Below are 19523 nucleotides of genomic sequence, written 5' to 3' on the forward strand. Positions count from 1 at the left end.
GACGCTATGTTCAGCATCGGATCATCTGGTCCAGAAAGGCGCGGGCCCGTTCCGTGCGGGGATTGGTGAAAAACGCATCGGGCGGGGTGATTTCAAGTATGCAGCCCTGATCCATGAAAATGATCCTGTCGGCGATATGCCGCGCGAAGCCCATTTCGTGGGTTACGCACAGGGTTGTAATCCCCTGCGCCGCCAGATCGTTGATGATGCTGACCACCCCGGAAATGGCTTCCGGGTCAAGGGCCGCCGTCGGTTCATCAAACAGCATCACGTCGGGCCGCATGCACAGGGCACGCGCAATGGCCACGCGCTGCTGCTGCCCGCCGGAAAGCTGGATCGGGTATTTATTGGCCTGTTCCAGTATGTTGACCTGTGTAAGGAAACGCCGGGCCATGTCCTCGGCATCGTGTCGGCTGGTCCTGCGCACCAGACGGGGGGCCAGCGTGCAGTTATCCAGAACGCTGAGATGCGGAAACAGGTTATAATTCTGGAACACCATCCCCACCATGCCGCGTAAGCGGGGCAGGCTGGTATGATCGTTGATGATCTGGCCGTTTATGGTCAGGCTGCCGCTGGAATGGGGTTCGATACGGTTGAAGCAGCGGATCAGCGTGGATTTTCCCGATCCGGACGGCCCGAGAATGACAATTTTCTCCCCCCGCTTCACATCGAAGTTCAGCCGGTTGAGCGCAATGAAATCCTTGTAAAGCTTGCTCAGGTTGCGCACCGAAATCATGATGGAAGGGTCAGTATCCGGATCAGGGTACATTGGCGGATGCCCTGTGCCGGTCAGCCCATGTAAAGCGCCGTTCAACCCGTTTTTGCACAAAGAGGAAGAAGAAGACCATCGCCAGATAATAGACCAAGGCTGCTGCGTAATATTCGGTAAATTCAAACGTACGCGCAACCTCGATCTGTGTCACCGACAGCAGTTCCTGTAGCGAGATGACGGAAGCAAGTGATGTCGTTTTCAGCAGGTTGATGAATTCATTGATGGTTGGCGGCAGGGCGATGCGCAGGGCCTGCGGGAATATGACGTGAAAATAGACCTGCCGCCGGTTCATGCCCAGCGCGTCGGCGGCCTGTTCCTGCCCTTTGTCCACGGCGGAAAGGGCAGCGCGGTTGATTTCCACCTGATAGGCGGATTCATTGACCGACAGCGACAGCCATGTTGCAAGGAAGGGGGTAAACCATTCCTCCCGGAATATGGGAAAGAACTGCGGTAGCGCGTTCCATATGAACAGAAGCTGCAACAGCGTCGGCGCGCCGCGAAAGATCGAGACATAGGTCCGCAGCACGACCTTGAGGATGCTGTCCCGCCCGTTCAGCGCCATGGCCATGGGAATGGAGATGACAATGGCGGTGATATGCGACAGGACCGCAACCGCCAGCGTAATCAGCGCCCCCCGGGCAAAGGCGGGGGATGTCAGCGCCGCGAAAAATGTGTCCCAGCGGAAGGCGGGCACATGCCCTGCCTGGGCAAAGGCCTGCGTGCTGCTGGTGCCGATGCCCCATTTCTTGCGGATGGTCGCTAGAGTACCATTGGCGTCCAGCGTCCCGATGGCGGCTTCCACGCTCTCGCGGTCATGGGCGTTCTTGCGGATATAGACCGCGAAATGCCGGTATTCCGGATAATCCGATCGCAGGATGACGCTGACTTTACCGTGGAGCTGCTTCTGCCGGTAATAAAGCTCCACATCCTGACTGGCGAAGGCAAAGACGCGTCCGATCAGCACCTGCTGGACGACCGCGTCCTCGGTCGGGTACTGCTGGATCGTGATGGGCGCACGCCCGGCGGCAAGCAGGGCCTCGTCTTCCCGTGCGATGCGGGCCGCATAGCTGGTGCCCGACTGCACGGCAACCGTCCGGCCCGACAGGTCAGCCATTGACGTGATCGGGGGCGTGCCCGCGCGCGCGACAACAACCAGTGCGGTATCCAGATAGCTTATGGCGTCGAAATTCCGCTCCCGCGCCGGAAGTTTGATAAGCCCGCTGATCACCATGCCGCAGCGCTGCGCCGCCAGACTGGGGAACAGCCCGACAAAATCCATCGGCGTCGTGACCAGCTTTACCTTCCAGTAATTCGCCAGTGCCTGCGCCAGATCCAGATCCACCCCCGCCATGGCCGTGGTGTCCGTCCCGTTCACGAATGTCATGGGGGGCAATGTCGGGTTGGTGCATACGGCCAGCGTGCCATCACGCACGAAATCCGGCGCGTCCGCAGCGCGGGCGGACAGCATGGGAACCGCAATCAGGGCGAGACCGGCCACAACGCGCAGGCATTGCCGTACGAACGCGCGGCGGCGGGGGAAGGTCATGAAAACGCTACTCCATGGCCGGGGTGGCCGGCGGGGCTGAAGCCCGTGGGCGGAATCCTAGCACGCATTTTCAAGAATGGTCCGGAACGTTTCCACCATCAGTCCTGTTTCGGGCGAGGAACGGACAAGGAAATGGAAGCTGGTGATCAGGTGCAGGTCGTCAAAGCTGATATGGCGCAGCAGTCCTTCGCGCACCAGCGGCTGGGCGAAGGGTTCGGGCAGGAAGCCGATATAATTGCCGGTCAGGATCAGCAGGGCGCGCGAATCAACATTTTCTGCCGTGGCGGTAAAGACCATCTGTTCACGGATCTGGTTCCACCGGGGCGACTGCGCCGCGTCCGATACCTGCACCATGTTCTGCGCCGCCAGCAGTTCCAGCGTGATGTCGGATTCCGCCATGGCGAACAGGGGATGGCGCTGGCCGCAATACAGGTTCAGGCGCTCGGTAAACAGGGTGGTATCCTGCATGTCCGGCTGGTGATGGGGGTAAAGCGTGATACCCGCCGTGGCCTGCCCGTTCAGCACCGCGAATTCCACATCCCGTGTCGAGCCGGAGCGTACATCCATGAACACGTCCGGGTGCCGGGTGGTGAAGGTTTCGATCGCGCGGACAATCGCCGTTTCACCATGGACCTGCGTATTGTCGGGCACATACAGGCAGAACCGCCCGGACAGCACGCCGCTGGCATCATTTATGCGCTGCTGGAAACGGCTGATATCGGCCTGGAGCTGCTCGGTCGCTTCCAGCACCATGCGCCCTTCGGCGGTCAGGGCGAACCCGCTGCGCCCGCGCTGGCACAGCTTCAGGTTCAGCCGGCTTTCCAGTGCCGATATATCGATGCTGATGGAGGATTTGCTTTTGCCCAGCGCGATTTCCGCCGCCGCAAAGCCGCCCCGTTCGGCCACCACGCGGAACACGCGCAGCAGCCGCAGGTCCACTTCGGCAATCTGGCCGTGAAAGCCACCGGGGCGGTGATTGCGGGCCGTGCGGCGCGGCGGAAGGGACTTGGCCGATGCAGCAGGTGGCGGGGCGGTCATGTGCGGGGTTTCCTTGGTTGGGCGGTCCGGGTGTCTTGTTCTTAAGGAGTAATAAAGCGTATGGGGGTGATTGGGAAATCTCATTGACAAAAATTGTTAACGGGCTGTCCTGATTATCCCCTTTCGTAACGATCTCGGGAAGGGCAGGGCGGCGACAGATGCAGATATCGGCATGCACGCGGAACACGCACGCCCCGCGCCCGATGCTTGCGGTTCTTACCGGGGGGGTATGGGCACACGGACCCTGCGGTGCATGCCGGTTATGGATTTTGGGTCTGGTAACGGCGCACCGCGAAAGCTGACGGCCCATCAAGAAAATCGGTTTTCCATCGGCGTATACCAAGGTCGCGGGCTTCCCCCGCGCCTTGCGGTCACGGACAGGCCCCCAGCGTCTACCGCCACGGGCAGCGGGAACCCATGGCGCTCCGTCCGATTAATGAAAAGGCAAAGTAAAGTACGGACGATTGATATTTTGGCGGACCGGTACGATCGGGTATCGTTCCGGCATCCAGAGGATAATCAATCCGGTCATTGCTGAGGATTTCGAGATAATGGTAGCGAACCGCTGGTTTATTGACAGTGAAACCGGGGATCTGGCTGACGTCCTGCTGTGCGCGCCTGACTATTATTCATGGATTCCCAGCAATGATATCGCGATCCAGAGCATGGCGAACGGTATCACCATCGACCGCGCGGCGCTGAAGGCGCAGTTTGGCGAACTGGTCGGCGCGCTGGAAGGGGCGGGGGCAAGCTGCCATTACCTGACGCCCAAAGAAAACATGCCCTATGAGGTCTATACCCGTGACAGTTCACAGACGACGCCGTTCGGCACGGTCGTAACCCATCTGTCGCGCAGTGAACGCAGGCCCGAGGAAGGGCAGGTCCGCGCCTTCTACAACCCTGACGAGATATGGAAAACCTGTACCAGGGGGAATATCGAAGGCGGCGACATCCACTTCATCCGCCCCGGCCTGCTGGCGGTTGGCGTCAGCGGTGGCCGCACGGATGAAGCGGGTGCGGCCGAATTTATAAGCTGGTTCGAGGAAGCCGGATGGACCTGCCGGATGATCCGCTTCCCCGAGCATTTCCTCCATCTGGACGTGATTTTTACCATGGTGGCGGATGATCTGGCAATCGCGGCGGTGGATGTCCTTTCTGATGAGGATCTGGAGTGGTTCCGCCAGCAGGGCATTCGCCTGCTGCCGGTTTCCTACAAGGAAGCCATGCGCGATATGGGCTGCAACGTCCTGGCGCTGGGACGCGGGCGTATCATCAGCCCCCGCCATTCCACCCGGATCAACCAGATGCTGCGGGCCGAGGGCCTGACGGTCCTTGACCCCGAACTGGACCAGTTTTCGCAGGGCGGCGGCAGCGTCCACTGCATGACCATGCCGCTGCGTCGCAAGCCGCTGCATTCCGCGTAAAGCCTGCTCATCCCGCGTTTCAGCACTGGGAAACCAACCCGGCGGCAGCGCCACGTCGCATCAGATGCAGCCGGTTCGGATTGCGGCCCGATCCGTTGCCGTCTGGCCTGATGCGGACATGATGATACCGCCGTTTTCGGGCTTCCCCATTATGTATTAAGGTGGCGGGCATACGGCCACCGTCAGGGGAATGCGGGAGAATGGCCGGTATATGGGAACCGGGATAAAAAATTCATGGTCAGGCTGGTCATAAGCGCGGATGGTCCCAGGGCAGCGGGGGACTGGTACGATGCCTTCCGTTGCGTCGCGCCGGAACTGGATGTCCGTTCGTGGTATGAACCGGGTGTGGACATCGCCCATGCCGATTACGCGCTGGTATGGGAACCCACGTCGGACGACCTGCGCCGCATGGGGCACCTGAAGGCCATCATCTGCGTTGGGGCCGGGGTCAACCACCTGTTGCACGATCCAGGTTTTCCCGTGCATGTGCCGCTGGTCCGCATGGGCGGGGAACAGACGGCGGCCCTTATGGCGGATTATGTGCTGTGGGCGGCACTCGGCCTGCTGCGCGATGCCCGGACATGGACCGTGCAGCAACAGCGCGGCGTGTGGAAAAACAACCCGGTTTCGCGGACCTGTCGTGAGGCGCGGATCGGTATCATGGGCATGGGACATCTGGGCGCGCATGTCGCCCGGAACCTGCATCATGTCGGCTTTTCGGTGGCGGGGTGGCGACGGACCGCGCGTGATGTGCCGGGTATTACGGTTTTCACGGGCACGGATGCGCTGCCGGACTTTCTGGCGGATCTGGACATACTGGTCGATCTGTTGCCCAGCACCCATGCAACGCGGGGCATCATCAATCATGCCCTGTTGCAGCACCTGCCGCGTGGGGCCGGGTTCATCAATGTGGGGCGGGGCAACCATGTCATTATGGACGATCTGCTACGCGCGCTGGATGAAGGGGCGTTAGGGGCTGCGGTCCTTGATGTCACGGAGCCTGAACCCCTGCCCCCCGGTCATCCATTATGGCGGCATGAACGGGTTACGATCACGCCCCATGTCGCATCACAGGCCTCCTATGAAGCGCAGGCCCGTTATGTCCGCGATGTCATCATGCAGATGGAACGCCACGAACGGCCAGCCCTGCTGTGCGACCCGATGCGCGGCTACTGAACTATAATGCCGGGACGGGGCAAAACGGGGGGAGACAGGATGCGCCAGACCAATCTTGCGATAGACGGCACCGCCCTGTGGTGTGATCTAATGGAAACTGCCGTCTTTGGTGGTACGCCACGCGGCGGCATACGGCGTCTTGCCCTGTCGGATGCGGATTTTGCCATCCGGGACTGGTTTCAGCGTACATGCACGGGTCTTGGGTGTCACGTCACTCCTGATTCAATGGGCAGCCAGTTCGCCCGCCGTGGATTTTGACCCGGTCTGTGTGGAATGCGCGCGTCATGCCCACGGCGATGATTTTCGGCCCCTGTCCGGGCGGTGTCAGCCATAACGGGGACGAAAGCGCCGAAGCGGGTGACATTATGGCTGGCATAAATGTCCTGCTCCATGCCGCGCTGGACGCCGATTGCAGGTTTGACCGGGGCTGAGACTTTCCCCCATCTGGCATGGGTGGCGGGTGTTCAGGATGAATAATCCAGCCCGATATCCATGACACGCACGGTATGCGTCAGCCAGCCGAGGGAGATCAGGTCAACGCCCGTCTGTGCAACCGCTGTTACGGTTTCCGGTGTGATGCCGCCCGATGCCTCGCTGATCGCGCGACCGTCAATCAGGCGCACCGCCTTGCGCAGCAGGTCGGGCGGCATGTTGTCCAGCAGGAAAACATCCACCCCGCCGACATCCAGTCCTTCGCGTAGCTGTTCCAGCGTGTCCACTTCCAGTTCGATCCGGACCAGATGGCCCGCCGCCGCGCGGGCGCGTTCCACAGCCGCGCGCACCCCCCCGGCGAATGCGAGATGATTGTCCTTGATAAGGATGGCGTCATCCAGCCCGAAGCGGTGATTGTTGCCGCCGCCTGCCCGCACCGCGTATTTCTGGATCGCGCGCAGTCCCGGCATGGTCTTGCGGGTGCAGGTGATGCAGGCGCGATAGGGGCGGACAAGCTCCACAAACCGCGCGGTGGCGCTGGCGATCCCGCTAAGGTGGGACAGGAAGTTAAGCCCCACCCGCTCCCCCGACAGGATACCACGCGCAGGCCCTTCCACCGTGGCCAGTGGCGTGCCTGCCGTCACTGTGCTGCCATCGGCCAGATGGGGGGTAAATTTGATGCGCGGGTCCATGAGCGCGAAGGACAGCCGCGCCATGTCCAGCCCCGCGATCACGCCATCCTGTCGCGCGGCCAGCACGGCGCGGACATGGGTGTCGGCATCGGCGATCACCGCATCGGTCGTCAGGTCGCCCGCGCGGCCCAGATCCTCCAGCAGTCCCGCGCGCACAAGCGGTTCAAGCATGATATCGGGCAGGGGATGGATCATGTCGGCACTCTTTCATGTCTGGATGGAATGGATGCATCCTCAACGGCCATGATATCGGGCAGTTGTGCCTGCATTTCCGCCAAAGTGAACCGCGATGGCGTGGCATGGGCGGCAGCATCGGGATGATCGCTGCGGAAATGGCCGCCCCGGCTTTCCTGCCGCATAAGTGCCGCGTACAGTATGGCGACGGATGCAAGTCCCGCATCCGTCTGCCGGGCGTGGGGCAGCAGGCGGCGCAGCCCTTCGCGCAGGTCGGCCCCCGTGCGGACCACGCCTGCGTAACGGCTCATGATCCTGCGCAGTTCGGCGGGTGGTGGTGACGAAAACCGTCCATCGGGTGTGACGTGTCCGGTCAGGGACGGGGCATTGAGCGTGCAGCCATCCAGATCCTGCCCCACCCATGAACCCAGAAGAACGGCTTCCAGCAGGGAATTGCTGGCCAGCCGGTTGGCGCCGTGCAGTCCGGTGCAGGCGACTTCGCCCGCCGCCCACAGGCCGGGAATGCCCGTACGACCCTGGGCGTCCACAACAATACCCCCCATGTGATAATGGGCGGCGGGCCGGACCGGAATGGGCTGTGTGACCGGATCAATGCCATGGCGCTGGCACAGCGCGGTGATGGCAGGGAAATGCCGGGGGAAATCAGCGCCCACCGCCGCGCGGGCATCAAGGTAGACCGTATGCCCGTCGATCATGTGCTGCCACACCGCCCGGGCGACACTGTCGCGGGTGCCAAGTTCGTGGGTAAAGCGTGCCCCGGTTTCATCAATCAGGATGGCGCCTTCGCCGCGCACGGCCTCGCTTATCAGGCATAGCCGCTGCCCGTCCGCCCCGGCGGATAGCGCGGTGGGATGGAACTGAACAAATTCCATGTTTCCCAATACCGCACCCGCGCGGGCGGCGATGGCAAGGCCGCTGCCGGTCGCGCCCGCCGGGTTGGTGGTATCAGCGAACAGGCCACCCGTTCCCCCGGTCGCCAGCACGACCGCTGCTGCGGGCAGGGTTACGTTTCGCCCGGCGATGGATACATGCAGGCCAGCAACCGCGCCATCATGCAACACCAGATCAAGGGCGCGGGCGTGTTCAATCACCGTTATGCGTGGCGTGTGCCGCACGCGGGTCATCAGGGCCTGCATGATGGTGGCCCCGGTGGCGTCTTCCCCCGCATGTACGATGCGACGGCGGCAGTGGGCGGCTTCCAGCCCCAGTTGCAGTGTCCCGTCGGGCGCGCGGTCCCATGCCACGCCAAGACTGGTCAGACGGGCGATGGCATCCGGTCCGTTTGCGGTGATGCGCGCGACGGTTTCGGGATCGCATAATCCGGCCCCCGCCGCCAGCGTATCCGCCGCGTGCAGGGCAACGGTATCGTCGGCACCCATCGCGGCCGCCAGCCCGCCCTGTGCAAGCATGCTGGCGCATGGCGGGCTGGCCACGTCCACAGGCGTACCCGCGCACAGCACAACGCAGGGGCGGGTGGTGGTCAGGGCGGTCATGATTCCCGCCAGACCCGCGCCCGCAATCAGTACCTGACCGGCCAGCCGGTCGGGCCGGGGCAGGCCGGTCATACCGCCAGCATGCGTTCAACGGCGCGGCGGCCACGGCTGGACAGTTCCGGGTCCAGCGTGACTTCATGCGTCATGGTTTCCAGCGCATGGCGGATATTGGCCAGCGTGATGCGCTTCATGTGCGGGCACATGTTGCACGGGCGCACGAAACTGGTCTGCGGATATTTTATCGCCAGATTGTCGCTCATGGAACATTCGGTCACCAGCAGGATGCGGCTGCCGCTGCGTTCGCGCACGAAATCGTCCATCATGGCGGTCGAACCGCTGAAATCCGATGCCGCCACCACTTCGGGCGGGCATTCGGGATGGGCGATCACGACCAGACCGGGATTGTCCGCGCGCATGCGGGCGATCTCGTCGGGGGTGAAGCGTTCATGCACTTCGCAGTGACCGGCCCATGTAATCATCTTGATGCCGGTTTCGGCTTCGATATTGCGGGCCAGATATTCATCGGGGATCATGATGACCCGGTCGGTGCCAAGGCTTTCCACCACCCGTTTCGCATTGCCCGACGTGCAGCACATGTCACTTTCGGCCTTCACTTCCGCCGAAGTGTTGACGTAGGAGACGACCGGCACGCCCGGATGGCGTTCACGCAGCAGCCGGACATCGCGCCCGGTAATGGAATCCGCCAGTGAACAGCCCGCCTGCATGTCCGGGATCAGGACCGTGCTGGCCGGATTGAGCATCTTGGCCGTTTCCGCCATGAAATGGACCCCGGCCATGACAATCACATCGGCATCGGTTTCCTGTGCCTCACGCGCAAGGGCAAGGCTGTCGCCGCGGATGTCGGCCACACAGTGAAAGATTTCAGGCGTCTGGTAATTATGGGCCAGAATGACGGCGTTGCGTTCGCGCTTGAGGGCTTCGATCGCGCGGATGTCCTCGACAAAGGTGTCCCATTCCATTTCGGGGATCAGATGACGCACCCTGTCATACAGTCCGTCGGTCCGGTCGCGCATAGCAATCTGGTTCATGTCCCTTTTCCTTCCCATTCCTGCCAAGCCCTTTATGCTCATATTGAGCATAAGTCACGCAGCAGGGACCGGCCCGACACTTCCAGAGCGAAATACGCTGTTTGTCAATCAGGATTTTCGTGAGGTCCGCCGCACCCGTTACGGCACCGCAAGGGGAATCTTGGTGCCGGTGAACTGGCGCGCCTGCCGTACCTCGCCACAGAAACGGAACAGGCGGGCGGGCCTGCCGCCGGTATTTTCCTCCATGGCGCCGGTTTCCTCAACCAGTTGCTGCTGCGTGATCAGGCGCCGGAAATTCTGCTTGTGGATATGAATGCCGGACAGGCTTTCCATCACGCGCTGCAGGTGCAGCAGGGTAAATTCTTCCGGCATGAGTTCGAACACGACCGGGCGGTAGCGTATCTTCGCCCGCAGTCGCGCCATGCCGGTGGCCAGGATGCGACGGTGGTCATGATGCATGGGCTGGCCCGGCACCGCATCCGCCGCAGCACAGCCGGATTCCGGCACAAGCCCGGCTTCATACAGCAGTTCGTAGCGTTGCAGCACCAGCTCATCATCCCACACCGCCATGTCCCCGATGGCAAACAGGCTGACACAGCGCTGCCATTGCGCGATGCGTGTGGCCGGATTGTCCATGCCCGCCACCCACTGGCACAGCCTGCGTTCGATATGGGCGCGGCATGTCCGGCCTGTATCCGACTTGGCGTTCTCCCACGGGAAATAGTCGTACCAGTCCCGCCAGCCGGTTTCGCCCGCGTGGCTGCGGGTCAGCGCAAGGTAGGATATGGCGATGGTCCTGACCTGTTCCGTCGTCAGCATGCGGCCATGGTCGGCAAAGGTATAAAGCTGTTCGACATGGCCGATGGGGTGGCCCGTCTGGCGTTCCACCCATGCCCGCACCCCGGCCTGAAGGGAGCGATGCGCGTTTTCCAGCGGGCCGGACGGCAGGGAACGCCCGTGGTCAATGGTCATGACCTGCGGGGTGTCATCCCGCACTGCCGTAAGGACAGCAATCAGTTCGATCAGTATCTGGGTCGTCATGCCGGAACCACCCTAGCATCCAACCCGACGGTTGGGGAGGGATTTCCACCGCGCGCAGGGGTGGACAGGGCTGCCCTCTTTCCCCTGGCGGCCATGCAGCCCATATTACGGGACCGGAACCCGCAAAGAAGGCCCGTTTTCCATGCCCCGTATCCTGATCGCAGCCGGTCTTGTCCTTGTGGTCGCGGGGATATGCTGGCCCTTTCTGTCCCGCCTGCCGCTGGGTCGGCTGCCCGGTGATATCCTGATCCAGCGACCCGGTTTCACCTTCTATGCCCCGATTACGACCGGCCTGCTGATCGGGGCCGTCATATCCGCGCTGATGTGGCTGTTGCGGTGGTGGGGAAACGGCGGGGCGACATAGGCGCGGGATTACGGGCCAGCGGGGCGGAGTGCCGGTCGCCATTTTCTTCCCGGCGGCGGGGACGGGTTAACGTGCTGTCAACTCCCTGCCTCTAGCGTGATCCCCTGTCGGGGCAATGGGTTGCGGCAATGCGCAGCCCTGCCCGCAGCCGACGGCAAAGCGGGGGAAAGGTGTCAAGAGAACTGATCAGTCTGGGCTGGCGTTGTGACACGGCCTTTGAGTTGCGCATGCACGGCAGGGAAAACGTGGCGCATTTTTTCGACTGGCTGGCCACGCCCTTTTCCGGCCTGTTACGGATACTGGAAGCCGATTTCGATGTTTTTCATCCTGAAAACCTGATCCTGCGCACGGATCTCGATCCGCATTGCGTGGAGGACGTGCCGACCGGCGTTCTCTTTCATCACCAGTTTCCGCTTTATCGGGGGCATGTACAGCCGGATTTTCTGGTTCATTATCCCGATTTCAGTTCCAAGTTCCGCCATCTCGCCGCGCGTTTCAGGCAGTACATGGCGGACAGGCCGGTGACACTGGTGCGCCAGGAGATCACGCGCGATCAGGCCCTGCGGCTTGAGGATGTTGTGGCGGCGGCGTTCCCGGCGGCTGATGTCCGGTTCCTCTATCTCAACCCGGACCCGAAGGAATTCATAACCCCCCGTGGCCGTGGCCGCGCCCTGCGTAATGACGGCACACTGGGCGATCCCGCCCAATGGGCGCGGGTACTGGGGGAGGAAGGGTTGATCGGTCAGCCCTACCGACACGCCACGGCCGAGATTCTGGGCGCGGATCACGGCAGCCATAATCTGGCGACGGATAACCGATTTACGGATGCGCAGTTGCACGCGGCGATTACCCATAACCCGCATAAAACCGCCTTCCGTCTGGAACGCGCGCAGCTTCATATGCTGCATGGGGCATGGTCACAGGCGGAAGAGGAAGCCCGCGCCGCGCTGGCCATGGCCCCGGATGATCCTGCCGCGCGTTATGTCGCAACGCTGGCGGCATGGCGGGCGGGGCACATGGCGGTGGCGGATGCCGCGCGTACGATGCGCAGCCTGATGGAAGGGGGGCATGCGCCTTCCGGCTGGGCGGCCCAGGCGGCGCAGGTCATGCTGGCGGCGGACGATGCGCCATCTGCCCTGCGATATGTCCGCCGCGCGGTTGCGGCGGCGCCGGACCAGTCCGGCCTTTATCATCAGCAGGCCGAGATCCAGTACCGGTTGCGCGATTTCGGTGGTATTGTCAGCACGTTACGCATGGCGGCCCGTCTGGCCCCCCTGCCGGGGCATTACGAGCACATGCTGGCCAATGGGCTGGAAGCCATCGGCGCGCTGGAGGAAGCCCTTGCCGCATCCGAACGCGCCGTGGCGAGCGGGGAGACATTTCACTACCATTACACGCGGGCGGGGCTGCTGCTCGCCCTTGGCCGCCCGGCCGAAGCACTGGCCGCCTGCCAGCGGGCCGTTCCACTGGCCGGGGACCTGCTGCCCGCACTGGAACAGCGCATTGCGCAAATCGGGGCGCTGCTTGCCCCGCCAGCCGAAAGCGTAAGGCTGGTCATATGGGATCTGGATGAAACCTTCTGGCGGGGCACCCTGACCGAAGGGGGCGCGCAACCGGTTGCGGCCCATGTGGACCTGCTGCGCACCCTGTCGCAGCGTGGCATCATCAATGCCGTATGTTCCAAGAATGATGAGGCCGCCGCGCGGGATCTGCTGCGTGCATGTGGCGCATGGGACCATATCGTGTTCCCGCGCATCGCCTTTGCCCCCAAGGGGCTGCTGATCCGCGATATTATCGAAAGCGCGCAGTTGCGGGCCTCCACGGTCCTGTTCATCGATGATAACCCGATGAACCTGAACGAGGCCGTGCATTACAATCCCGGCCTGCAGGTGGCGGATGCGGAATATGTGGCGCAGCTTGCCGATGATCCCCGCATGCAGGGCAAGCCAGACCCCGACATGACGCGGCTTGCCCATTACAGGGTTCTTGAACAGCGGCAGGCGGAACGCAGGCTGGCGGGCGACAATCTGGATTTCCTGCGCCACAGCAATGTGCGGGTCAGCCTGCATTATGATGTCATGGCGCAGTTTCCGCGCATACTTGATCTGGTCAACCGTACCAACCAGCTCAATTTCACCAAACGCCGCTGGCCCGAAACGGCGGAGCAGGCCCGGGATTTCGCGGCAGCGGAACTAAGGGAATGTTTCAACAGCCATGCGGGCTACGTAAAGGTTGCCGATCGGTATGGACAGTATGGCATATGCGGATTTTTCCTGATCCGCGAGGGTGTCGCGCATCATTTCCTGTTTTCATGCCGCGCGATGAATATGGGGATCGAACAGTTTGTCTGGCACCGGCTGGGCTGCCCACGTGTTGACATCAATGGCGCGGTCAGCGGCAGCCCTGAGGGGCCCGATCCGGACTGGATCATCCTGACGGAAGATGCCGATGCGGACGGCGCGCCCGTCGCCAGTCGCGCATCGCGGCCTGTGATCTGCGTGCGCGGCGCCTGCGACCTGAGCATGATGACCCATTACCTGCGGGTGAAATACGAAACGATCGAGGAATTTCCATACCCGTATCAGGAATGGTCCATCCATCCACTGGCGCGTTCCGTCGCCCTGCAACGGGAACTGGATACCCCGGCGGGGCGGGACCTGCTGGCGCGCATTCCGGTGCGTGTCGGCAGCGCGATCAATGACCGCAGCGCGGATGTTTATGTGCTTTCCTTCTCATCCGAAGTATTCGGCACTTTGTACCGTTCGCGCAGCACGGGCCTTTTGCTGCCATTCAACAGCAGTGTCATACCCGATCAGGATTTCGGGCGGATCGGGTATGAGGACATAGCCCGGCGTCTGGGCCATGCGCCGGATTTCAGCGCCGAGGACTGGCGGTTCATGCAGACGGAATTTACCTGCCACGGCCCGCTTGACCTCCAGCAGCTTGAAAATGATGTGACAGCGATGTTCGAGACGCTGCGGGGCAGGACCGTCATCGTCCTCATGCTCAATACGCGGGTGGGCGGCCAGTCATGGGTGCTGGATGCGTTTGCGAAGATCAATGCGGTCGTCCGACCGCTGGTGGCGCGTTATGGTTATCTGAGCATTGACCTGGCCGATTTCGTGCGGACGGTGGCGGATCTGGACAGTCCCGATGACGTGGGCGTGCATTTCAGCCGCGCGGTCTACAGGCGGCTGGCGGAACAGGTGGAGGCATTGTGTTGCACCCCGGCCCGACAGCTTCCGGTTCCCGCATGACGCAGGCAGACATGCTGATTGAAACGGACGCGCTGGAACAGGTCCGAACGATCCCGATCACCCCATCGTTCCAGTATATGAGACCGCCGAGCATCTATGATCCGCACCTGATGCCCCCTGATGTGGCCCGGATATTGCGCAGGCGCTGGAACCTGTCGAAACACGTCATTCCGCCAGTGGCGTTTCATCTGGCGCGCGATGTCTATGTTGTGGAAGAAGGGCTGGTGTTTACGGGGGACGGGCATCTTGTCGCCGCCAGCCAGGCTGATGTCCCGGCGCATGAAATCGTGCGGGCCCGTGCGACATTGCAGGCCAGTCTGGCGCAGCCCGCATCCATTCCGTCGCACCCGCGCGCCATACTGTGCAAAAAGCGCGGGGCAGGAAATTACGGCCACTGGCTGGCGGAAATGCTGCCCCGGGCATATGTGGCCAGACAGTACCTGCCGGACCGGGACTGGCCCGTCGTGATCCACGCGGTGGAGGGCACATTGCGCACCGTCATGCGTGAATCGCTGCATGCCGTCGGCATTACGGAAAACAGGATCATTGAATCAGGTGGCGCGCCGGTCCATTTCGGCGAACTGCTGGTGCCCAGCGGCCTGACCGCCCATGCCGTTTTCCTCTCCCCCCTTGTCATGGAATGCATGGACTTTATCGCCGATCAGGTGCCTCCCGCCGATATCGACGCCCTGTACATACCACGGGCACCCGCGACCACCCGTGATTTTGAAGATGAAGCCGCGGTCAGGACCGTCTTTGAACAGCACGGATACACCACGTTCGCGGGCAGCACCGTGCCCTTTATGGAACAGGTGGCGATGTTCCGTTCCGCGCGCCGTGTGGTGGGGGCGATGGGAGCGGGGCTGAGCAATACGCTTTTCTGTCGGCCCGCAACCGAAGTGCTGGTTTTCATGCCCGGTAATGCACTGGAACTGTTCTACTGGCTGATCGCAGAAGGCCGGAAACTTGATTACCACGAGGTCCGGACCCCGCAGAGCGGCAGGATGCAGGGCAGCCTTCCATGGGACCGGCAACTGGCGATCACGCCTGCGGAAGTCGAACGCATGCTGGCGCGACTGGAAGCCGGGAAACCCGCGTTTCAATTGACTGATTTTTAATTTTTAGACCCCAGAATACCGTTTTGGGTGTGGGAGAAACAATGATTCCTTATTCTGTTGTTGAATCCAGCATGAAAAGACAGGACAACGCCGTCATCATACCTGAGGCGATGTTCCGTTTCCTGATAACTGAATATCTGCGCAGCCTGCCGTTTGATGAAGCAGCCTACCTGAAAGCCAACCCGGATGTGGATGCCGCCATCCATCGTGATGAGTTCAGCAGCGGCAAGGAGCATTTTACCCGGATCGGCTTCTTTGAAGGGCGGGATGCCGGGGGCGATGAATTCGATGAAAAATGGTACCTGAAGAACAACCGCGACGTCGCCAGTTCGGTCAACCGGGGCGACTGGAGTTCAGGGGAGGAACACTGGCAGCGGATCGGACGCAATGAATTGCGCGCGCCATGCAGGGCGCAGGTTCCGCTATATGATATCTGGCATGCGTTTTTGAAATCCGGACAGAACAGGCAGCCATGAAAACCAGTAAAAGCCCGAAGCCGTTCTGAAGTATAACGGTATGGCTCCTGATACTTTATCGGGGGGGAGCGGATATGTTCTTTCCCATACCCTGTCGCTGTAACCCCGTCAGTTGCTGTCCATATCCGACAGAAGGGAAGTAATGCCATTTTGTGGAAATGGTAGGGAAACGGAATTATTGATGAGGCTGAATAATGGATGACCCATACATCAATAGTTTCGTGCTGGAGGAAACCCGCCGCTATATCCTGACCTTAACCGGAAAGTATGAACAGCTTGCCCCCGTGGCGGGTGACGTGCCTGCCTGCCTGCGTCGGCTTCTGTACCTGCAGCGCACCCATCCCAGCGCGCATGATATCATGCTCGGCATCGGGCTGTGCCGTCTGGTAACGGGCGATCCGCGCGCTTCCGAAGCCCTGGAATTTCTGGCGGGTACCGTCATATCGCCCGTTGCGCGGTTTTTTCTTCTCATGGCGCGGATCAGGGCTGGCGCGTACGACAATGCGTTTGTCGAGATGAAGTCGCTCCTGCGGGAAACCGCCGTGCTGTATTTCGATGTCTTCCATCGCCTGTGCGATATGGTTGTAAAGGCGGTCAGGTGTAACGGCTGGTGCGGCATGTTGCCGGATGGGCAGATTGTTGTCGGGGTCCGGACAAGACGCCAGCCATCCATTACGATCCGTACGGGTGGGAACGAAATCGCCGCATCCGTGTCACTGCTGACGGATCAGGGGGAATACGCGGTCTGGAAGGTGGATAATGTTACCATCCCCCCTACGCTATGTCCGGTACATGTGCATTACAAAGGCAGGCAACTGGTCGGTAGTGGTCTGGAATGCAGGAGCATCTGGCAGTTTCAGGGCTTTGTTGAAGAATGTGCCGAAGGGATCAGCGGGTGGTGCCGCTACCCTAACAATATCGCGGCGGAAAACCGTCTGGTCGTGCGGTCGGAGCGGACGGATGGGGTGATCTGCGAAAAGGTATTCGGGGTTGAGGATGCCGGTCGGTTATCCCCAGAACGCAGCCGCACGGAATTCTGCATTACATGGGCTGATCTGGCGGATTGTGCTGCTGACCCCATCAGGATAACGGACCCGTTCGGGCAGGATCTGTACGGAAGTCCCCTTACACCGCAGGCGGGCGCACAGTATGCCCGCCATCAGGCGGAACGGGTCGCCATGGCCTTTCCGGCCGCCTGCCCGCCGGAAGCGCCTGCCCATTGCGTTCTTCCCTATCCGGCCCTCCATACGCCACGGTTTTCACCCCATCGCGGTAAAGACGTGCGTGATCCCGCGGTCAATCCGGTCGTTATCGTCATTCCCGTTTACAAGGGACTGAAAGTGACAAAGGAATGTCTGTCACTGGCCCTGAAATGGCGGGAAGCGGATACGCGGATCGTGGCGGTTAACGACTGTTCACCCGATCCTGCCATTGTCGCCTATCTGGAAAGTCTGGAAGGGCGCGAAGGTATTCAGGTCCTTCATAACGAACGCAATCGGGGCTTCACCTACACCGCCAATAGGGGCCTGCGCGAAGCGGGGCGCGATGAGGACGTTATCCTGCTCAACAGCGATACGCTGCTGCCCAGGGGGTGGGTTTCGTGCCTGCGGGCAACCGCGTACAGCGCGCCCGATATCGGCACGGCAACACCCCTGTCCAATGCTGCGACCATTTTCAGTTACCCACGCAATGACGGGCAGAACACCATTCCCCGTTATGACGAGGTGGAGGAGCTGGCGGCCCTTCTTGCCGGGCTGGGGCGTACGGATACGGTGGATGTGCCGACAGCCCATGGCTTCTGCATGTATATCCGCGCGGAATGTCTGCGCCAGACCGGCGTACTGCGCGAAGACGTTTTCGCGCAGGGGTATGGAGAGGAAAACGATTTCAGCCGCCGCGCGCTGGCGCTGGGGTGGCGGCATGTGGTGTGCCTGAATACTTTCGTGGGACATGTGGAAGGGCAGTCGTTCAGCGCGTTTCGTGGTGACCTCATGCGCCGTAACCTGCGTATACTGAACGGACTGCATCCGGGGTATGACGCGGTTGTGCAGGCATGGCAGAAAAAGGACCCGCTGGGGCCGTTCCGCCGCCTTGTTGACATGACCCGCCTGACCGCGGACCTGCGAGGCCGGACGACAGTCGCCCTTGTTACCCATAACCGGGGCGGGGGCGTGCAGAAATTCGTGCGCAGGCGTGCCGCGCAGATTACGGATGAAGGAAAACTGGCGCTTGTCATATCCCCGCTGACAGCAGGGGAAAAAGGCGTGCCGGCACGCTGGCATGTCCTTCCCGCGACACTGGAGGACTATCCCAACATCCTGTGCGATACCGAGGGCGACGCATTGCAGGACATCCTGCTTGCCCTGAACTGTGAGCGCATCGAGATGCACAGCTACATAGGCGCGGGTATTGCCGCAATCGGGCGCGTGGCGCGGTGTGGCATACCCTATAACGTCTATCTGCATGATTATTCGTGGTTCTGTCCGCGTATTACGCTTGTATCCTACAACAACATTTACTGTGGCGAGCAGAGCGAGGACGCATGCGGGCGATGTGTCCGTGACCTCGGTGCGTTGAATGAGGATGACCTGACCGCCAGTGACCTGCGTGGTCGAAGCCGGGATATCCTGAACGGGGCGACGGAAATCATCGCATCATGCAGGGACGTGGCCGCCCGATACCGGCGGCAGATGGGTGTTTCCCCCATAATCCATCAATGGGAAGCGCCAACGGCGAATGAACGGATTGCCTTTCGTCCCAAACTGGACAGCGAGGTCAGGCGCATCCTGCTGATTGGCGCGATCGGGATGGAAAAAGGTTATAATGTCATCCTTAAACTGGCGCGTTATGTGGTGGAAACCGGCCTGCCGCTGCGGTTCGTGATCGTGGGCTTTACCTGCGATGATGAACGCCTGCTGGAAACGGGTGTTGTTGAAATTACGGGGCCGTACGGCGATGACGAACTGCCCGCCCTGATATCCGAACAGGGCTGTGATTGGGGTTTCCTGCCCGCGCAATGGCCCGAAACGTGGTCCTATGTCCTGACGGCGTTCTGGCGGCAGCAGATCCCCGTCGTGACGTTTGATATAGGCGCTCCCGCGCAGCGGGTAAGGGAATGTGGGGGCGGGATGGTCATTCCCCTTCATCTGCGCATGCCGGAACTGGCGGCCCTTCTTATGGACCCGGCGGTCTTTTCCTATGGATGATATGAAGTATTCGTAATGAAATATCCATAATGGAAACATTTAAAATAGCATCATATTTCAGGTAAGGTGGAGGATATTCTGGAACTTTCGGTAAAAAAAGACTGGTCAGAGTTTGATCCTGAATGGTACCGGCAGGAATATAACAGCCTGTGCGTTCTGGCCGTTCTGGAAAGCGGCGATGAAATATACGAATTCTATAAAACATGCGGGGTTCAGGCAGGTCATAGTCCCAACTGTTATTTTG

The 19523-nt window shown here is 61.2% G+C and carries 15 protein-coding genes and 1 pseudogene; 9 read left to right on the forward strand and 7 right to left on the reverse strand.

The window, feature by feature from the left end:
• Positions 1–10: 10 nt before the first annotated feature.
• From KSAC_RS14915 to KSAC_RS14925, 3 genes are read right to left on the reverse strand one after another with little or no spacing between them, the layout of a single operon-like run.
• Positions 11–769, reverse strand: a complete 759-nt coding sequence (locus tag KSAC_RS14915; RefSeq protein WP_132306476.1) for an amino acid ABC transporter ATP-binding protein — start codon at positions 767–769, stop codon at positions 11–13.
• The gene (locus tag KSAC_RS14920; protein WP_132306478.1) at positions 759–2318 is read right to left on the reverse strand and encodes an ABC transporter substrate-binding protein/permease; all 1560 of its coding nucleotides are present in this window, start codon (positions 2316–2318) and stop codon (positions 759–761) included. Before KSAC_RS14920 ends, KSAC_RS14915 begins: the two co-directional genes overlap by 11 nt.
• Before the next feature lie 57 nt (positions 2319–2375).
• Positions 2376–3356 carry a LysR family transcriptional regulator gene (locus KSAC_RS14925; RefSeq protein ID WP_110547392.1) on the reverse strand — a complete coding sequence of 327 codons (981 nt, stop codon included), beginning with the start codon at positions 3354–3356 and terminating at the stop codon, positions 2376–2378.
• A gap of 551 nt (positions 3357–3907) precedes the next feature.
• Here KSAC_RS14925 and KSAC_RS14930 point away from each other — a divergent pair.
• From KSAC_RS14930 to KSAC_RS14945, 4 genes and pseudogenes are all read left to right on the forward strand, one after another.
• Positions 3908–4780, forward strand: a complete 873-nt coding sequence (locus KSAC_RS14930; protein WP_110547409.1) for a dimethylarginine dimethylaminohydrolase family protein — start codon at positions 3908–3910, stop codon at positions 4778–4780.
• A 234-nt stretch (positions 4781–5014) separates the two neighbouring features.
• Positions 5015–5956, forward strand: coding sequence for a 2-hydroxyacid dehydrogenase (locus tag KSAC_RS14935; RefSeq protein ID WP_132306480.1), 942 nt, complete (start codon positions 5015–5017; stop codon positions 5954–5956).
• Between the two features lie 39 nt (positions 5957–5995).
• Positions 5996–6205: pseudogene (locus KSAC_RS14940) on the forward strand (Zn-dependent hydrolase); the annotation flags it as partial.
• A gap of 35 nt (positions 6206–6240) precedes the next feature.
• Positions 6241–6387, forward strand: a complete 147-nt coding sequence (locus KSAC_RS14945) for a M20/M25/M40 family metallo-hydrolase (protein WP_132306482.1) — start codon at positions 6241–6243, stop codon at positions 6385–6387.
• Between the two features lie 33 nt (positions 6388–6420).
• Here KSAC_RS14945 and nadC read toward each other — a convergent pair whose 3' ends face one another.
• The 4 genes from nadC to KSAC_RS14965 form a co-directional block, all read right to left on the reverse strand.
• Entirely contained in the window at positions 6421–7275 is an 855-nt protein-coding gene (gene nadC, locus KSAC_RS14950; RefSeq protein WP_110547390.1) for a carboxylating nicotinate-nucleotide diphosphorylase, read from the reverse strand.
• The gene (locus KSAC_RS14955) at positions 7272–8840 is read right to left on the reverse strand and encodes an L-aspartate oxidase (protein ID WP_132306484.1); all 1569 of its coding nucleotides are present in this window, start codon (positions 8838–8840) and stop codon (positions 7272–7274) included. The genes nadC and KSAC_RS14955 overlap by 4 nt, the downstream gene beginning before the upstream one ends.
• Positions 8837–9817 carry a quinolinate synthase NadA gene (nadA, locus tag KSAC_RS14960; RefSeq protein WP_118963729.1) on the reverse strand — a complete coding sequence of 327 codons (981 nt, stop codon included), beginning with the start codon at positions 9815–9817 and terminating at the stop codon, positions 8837–8839. The genes KSAC_RS14955 and nadA overlap by 4 nt, the downstream gene beginning before the upstream one ends.
• Positions 9818–9955: 138 nt before the next feature.
• Positions 9956–10858: an NUDIX hydrolase gene (locus KSAC_RS14965; protein WP_181417384.1), complete on the reverse strand. Its 903-nt coding sequence runs from the start codon at positions 10856–10858 to the stop codon at positions 9956–9958.
• A 142-nt stretch (positions 10859–11000) separates the two neighbouring features.
• Between KSAC_RS14965 and KSAC_RS14970 the strand changes: the two genes are divergently transcribed.
• The 5 genes from KSAC_RS14970 (at position 11001) to KSAC_RS14990 (ending at position 19279) form a co-directional block, all read left to right on the forward strand.
• On the forward strand, positions 11001–11222 hold the full coding sequence (locus KSAC_RS14970) for a DUF2905 domain-containing protein (protein ID WP_110547387.1): 222 nt from the start codon (positions 11001–11003) through the stop codon (positions 11220–11222).
• 170 nt (positions 11223–11392) lie between these two features.
• Positions 11393–14479, forward strand: coding sequence for a DUF1796 family putative cysteine peptidase (locus KSAC_RS14975; protein ID WP_165927358.1), 3087 nt, complete (start codon positions 11393–11395; stop codon positions 14477–14479).
• Entirely contained in the window at positions 14476–15597 is a 1122-nt protein-coding gene (locus KSAC_RS14980) for a glycosyltransferase family 61 protein (RefSeq protein WP_132306488.1), read from the forward strand. Before KSAC_RS14975 ends, KSAC_RS14980 begins: the two co-directional genes overlap by 4 nt.
• Positions 15598–15668: 71 nt before the next feature.
• Entirely contained in the window at positions 15669–16073 is a 405-nt protein-coding gene (locus KSAC_RS14985) for a hypothetical protein (RefSeq protein ID WP_118963725.1), read from the forward strand.
• A 194-nt stretch (positions 16074–16267) separates the two neighbouring features.
• Positions 16268–19279 carry a glycosyltransferase gene (locus KSAC_RS14990; RefSeq protein WP_132306490.1) on the forward strand — a complete coding sequence of 1004 codons (3012 nt, stop codon included), beginning with the start codon at positions 16268–16270 and terminating at the stop codon, positions 19277–19279.
• The last annotated feature ends 244 nt before the right edge of the window (positions 19280–19523 follow it).

The sequence above is a fragment of the Komagataeibacter saccharivorans genome (assembly GCF_004348195.1).
GTDB lineage: Bacteria > Pseudomonadota > Alphaproteobacteria > Acetobacterales > Acetobacteraceae > Komagataeibacter > Komagataeibacter saccharivorans.

What these genes read in the sequence shown, in the direction of transcription:
- KSAC_RS14915 (WP_132306476.1), bottom strand. Translation starts at nt 769, where the DNA reads ATGTACCCTGATCCGGATACTGACCCTTCCATCATGATTTCGGTGCGC.
- KSAC_RS14920 (WP_132306478.1), bottom strand. Translation starts at nt 2,318, where the DNA reads ATGACCTTCCCCCGCCGCCGCGCGTTCGTACGGCAATGCCTGCGCGTT.
- KSAC_RS14925 (WP_110547392.1), bottom strand. Translation starts at nt 3,356, where the DNA reads ATGACCGCCCCGCCACCTGCTGCATCGGCCAAGTCCCTTCCGCCGCGC.
- KSAC_RS14930 (WP_110547409.1), top strand. Translation starts at nt 3,908, where the DNA reads ATGGTAGCGAACCGCTGGTTTATTGACAGTGAAACCGGGGATCTGGCT.
- KSAC_RS14935 (WP_132306480.1), top strand. Translation starts at nt 5,015, where the DNA reads ATGGTCAGGCTGGTCATAAGCGCGGATGGTCCCAGGGCAGCGGGGGAC.
- KSAC_RS14945 (WP_132306482.1), top strand. Translation starts at nt 6,241, where the DNA reads ATGCCCACGGCGATGATTTTCGGCCCCTGTCCGGGCGGTGTCAGCCAT.
- nadC (WP_110547390.1), bottom strand. Translation starts at nt 7,275, where the DNA reads ATGATCCATCCCCTGCCCGATATCATGCTTGAACCGCTTGTGCGCGCG.
- KSAC_RS14955 (WP_132306484.1), bottom strand. Translation starts at nt 8,840, where the DNA reads ATGACCGGCCTGCCCCGGCCCGACCGGCTGGCCGGTCAGGTACTGATT.
- nadA (WP_118963729.1), bottom strand. Translation starts at nt 9,817, where the DNA reads ATGAACCAGATTGCTATGCGCGACCGGACCGACGGACTGTATGACAGG.
- KSAC_RS14965 (WP_181417384.1), bottom strand. Translation starts at nt 10,858, where the DNA reads ATGACGACCCAGATACTGATCGAACTGATTGCTGTCCTTACGGCAGTG.
- KSAC_RS14970 (WP_110547387.1), top strand. Translation starts at nt 11,001, where the DNA reads ATGCCCCGTATCCTGATCGCAGCCGGTCTTGTCCTTGTGGTCGCGGGG.
- KSAC_RS14980 (WP_132306488.1), top strand. Translation starts at nt 14,476, where the DNA reads ATGACGCAGGCAGACATGCTGATTGAAACGGACGCGCTGGAACAGGTC.
- KSAC_RS14985 (WP_118963725.1), top strand. Translation starts at nt 15,669, where the DNA reads ATGAAAAGACAGGACAACGCCGTCATCATACCTGAGGCGATGTTCCGT.
- KSAC_RS14990 (WP_132306490.1), top strand. Translation starts at nt 16,268, where the DNA reads ATGGATGACCCATACATCAATAGTTTCGTGCTGGAGGAAACCCGCCGC.